At 64.3% G+C, this 2922-nt stretch carries 3 protein-coding genes and 1 pseudogene; all 4 read left to right on the forward strand.

The genetic code is table 11. The annotated features are described in order from the left end of the window. Window positions 1-246: pseudogene (locus RBA41_RS33210) on the forward strand (hypothetical protein); the annotation flags it as partial. A 97-nt stretch (window positions 247-343) separates the two neighbouring features. Next, entirely contained in the window at window positions 344-1780 is a 1437-nt protein-coding gene (locus RBA41_RS33215) for a DDE-type integrase/transposase/recombinase (protein ID WP_306628616.1), read from the forward strand. Then, window positions 1777-2619 carry an ExeA family protein gene (locus tag RBA41_RS33220; RefSeq protein ID WP_306628617.1) on the forward strand — a complete coding sequence of 281 codons (843 nt, stop codon included), beginning with the start codon at window positions 1777-1779 and terminating at the stop codon, window positions 2617-2619. Before RBA41_RS33215 ends, RBA41_RS33220 begins: the two co-directional genes overlap by 4 nt. A 4-nt stretch (window positions 2620-2623) precedes the next feature. Beyond that, window positions 2624-2812, forward strand: coding sequence for a hypothetical protein (locus RBA41_RS33225; protein WP_306628618.1), 189 nt, complete (start codon window positions 2624-2626; stop codon window positions 2810-2812). Window positions 2813-2922: the final 110 nt, after the last annotated feature.

Raw genomic sequence — 2922 nt, forward strand, 5'->3', positions numbered from 1 at the left:
CAGCAGCTGGCCGTCTCGCCGCGCACCGTCGCGCGCTGGCGGCAGTGGTGGCGCGATAGCTTCCCGGTTACAGCCCTATGGCAAACGATGTGCGGGCGCTTTATGCCGCCGCCGGACATGGCGCTGCTGCCAGGTGCGTTGTTAGCATGCTTTGCCGGTGACGGCGACGCAGCGATGACGCGTCTGCTCGTGTTCCTGACGCCGCTGACGTGTAGCGCGGCGATCACGTTACGTGCGGGCCGGTGATTACACGCAGAAGATGCCAATAGCCTCCCTTCGGTACCCCTTGTAGGCTTCGCGACGTGCTTGGTGCCGCCGGTGCCAGCCATCCAAGGAGACCTGTTTGAGTTCGATCCCCGCCACCCCCAAGCGCGATCGCTGGGCGCACTTGCGCTTCTCGATCGTCGGTCCGCTGCTGGCGGCGCCGCCGCAGCCAGGCCAGTTATACGGCGCCATCCGCGAGCTGGCGGCCAAGACCTGGCGTCACCCCATGTCCGGAACCGATGTCCGGTTTGCCACCGCGACCATTGAGCGCTGGTTCTACGCCGCGCGCAACGACGACGATCCGGTAAGCCGTTTGCGTGACCGTCGGCGCGGCGACCGCGGCACCTTCCACAGCTTGGCGCCGGCAGTCATTGCCGCGCTGCGCGCGCAATACGATGCCCATCCTGGCTGGACGGTGCAACTGCACTTCGACAATCTCAAGGTCGTGGTGCAAGGCACCGCATTGCCGTCGTACCCGACATTGCGGCGTTACCTGCTCGCTCACGGTATGCACCGGCAGGCCCGTCTAGTTCGCACCAGTGCTGGCGCGCTGGCCGCACGCGACCGGCTCGAACAGCTGGAAGTTCGCAGCTATGAGGTGGAACATGTCAACGCGCTGTGGCACCTCGACTTCCATCACGGTTCGCGCAAGGTGCTCACGGCCGGCGGCGAATGGGTCAAGCCGATGCTACTGGGCGTCATTGACGACCGTTCGCGCCTGGTGTGCCACTTGCAGTGGTACCTTGACGAGACCGCCGCCAGCCTGGTTCACGGCCTGTGCCAGGCCTTCATGAAGCGCGGCCTGCCGCGTGCCCTGATGACCGACAACGGTGCTGCCATGCTGGCCGAAGAAACCACCAGCGGCCTGGCGTCGCTGAGCGTACTGCACCAGACGACGCTGCCTTACTCACCTTACCAGAACGCCAAACAGGAATCCTTCTGGGGCCGTGTCGAAGGCCGCCTGATGGCGATGCTGGAAGGCGAAGAGATGCTCACGCTCGACATGCTTAACCTGGCTACGCAGGCCTGGGTTGAGCAGGAATACCACCGCAGCCTGCACACGGAGTTGAAAGCGACGCCGCTGCAGCGCTATCTGGAGGGACCCGATGTCGCCCGTGCGTGTCCGTCAGCGGCTGAACTGTGCGCGGCCTTCCGGGTGGAGGTGAAGCGCCGTCAGCGCCGTGCTGATGGCACCTTCAGCCTGGACGGAACGCGTTTCGAAATTCCAGGGCGGTACCGTCATCTGGTCAATGTCCACGTCCGCTATGCGCGCTGGAACCTCTCCCGTGTCGAGATGGTCGATGCGCACGACGGCAGCGTGCTCTGTGCCGTACACCCGTTGGACAAGGCCGCCAACGCCAGCGGGGTGCGGCGCCGACTGGTTCCAACAGCCAGCGTGACGGCGCCGGTTGCGCAACCCGGCATGGCGCCGCTGATGCGCGAACTGCTGGCCGACTACGCAGCCACCGGCCTGCCGCCGGCCTACCTGTCCACCAATGACGAGGAAAACCCATGACCCAAAAACTGCTGGCCTTGTACGGGCTCAAATTCAATCCCTTTACACCCGACTTGCCGACCGAGGCGATTTACGTTCCACCCAAGATCGATGACTTCTGCTGGCGTATCGAACAGGCGCTGGTTCGCGAGGGAGGCTTCGCCATGATCCACGGCGATCCGGGTAGCGGCAAGAGCATCGCCCTGCGGGTGCTGGCCGAACGCCTGGCGCGCCTTGCAGACGTCACCGTCGGCGCCATCAACCACCCGCAGAGCAATCTGGCCGACTTCTACCGCGAACTGGGAGACGTGTTCGGCGTGCCGCTCAAGCCACACAACCGCTGGGGCGGCTTCAAGGCGCTGCGCGAGCAATGGCAGGCCCATCTCGAATCGACCCGGCGCCGCCCCGTGCTGCTGATCGACGAGGCGCAGGAAATGGCCCCGCCGGTGCTGTCCGAACTGCGGCTGATGGCCAGCGCGCGATTCGATTCGCAGCCGCTGCTATGCGTGGTGCTGGCCGGCGACGCGCGCCTGCCGAAAAAACTGCGCCGTGAAGACCTGGTGCCGCTCGGTTCGCGCATCCGCACCCGGCTGGCAACCGAACATGCAAGCAGGGACGAGCTGCTCGCTTGCCTCAATCACTTGCTCGCCGGCGCCGGCAACGCCAGTCTGATGACGCCAGGATTGCGCCAGACGCTGTGCGACCACGCCGCCGGCAACTACCGCATCTTGATGACGCTGGCCGGTGAACTTCTGAGCGTGGCGGCTCGGCGAGACTTGGCCGTGCTCGATGAAAAACTGTACCTGGACGTGTTTGCGCAGCCTGATACCAAGCCGCAGCGGCGCGCTGCTGCGAGGTGACATCATGAACAGGCAGCCTCCGCTCGTCATCCATCTGCCGCCAGTTTCGGATAAAAACGCCGCAGAAATTTACAGCTGCCTCGCAACTTTGACCGAGGCGTTTGCTTCGAGCTATGCGCTTCAGCTTCAACGATACTACGACCGACAACCGCAGGAACAACGACCGGCCAGATTCGACGGCGAACCGTTCTGACCTGCGATCAAAGGCAGCGCCTTCGCCGGCGCTGTCGTTGCTAAGATAGCTCGGGGTAGGACCATCGATTTACGTGAAAACCGGGCCATCAACTCGCGTGAGCACACTCA

Origin of the sequence: Massilia scottii, assembly GCF_030846495.1 — a bacterium.
Taxonomy (GTDB): domain Bacteria; phylum Pseudomonadota; class Gammaproteobacteria; order Burkholderiales; family Burkholderiaceae_D; genus Telluria_A; species Telluria_A violaceinigra.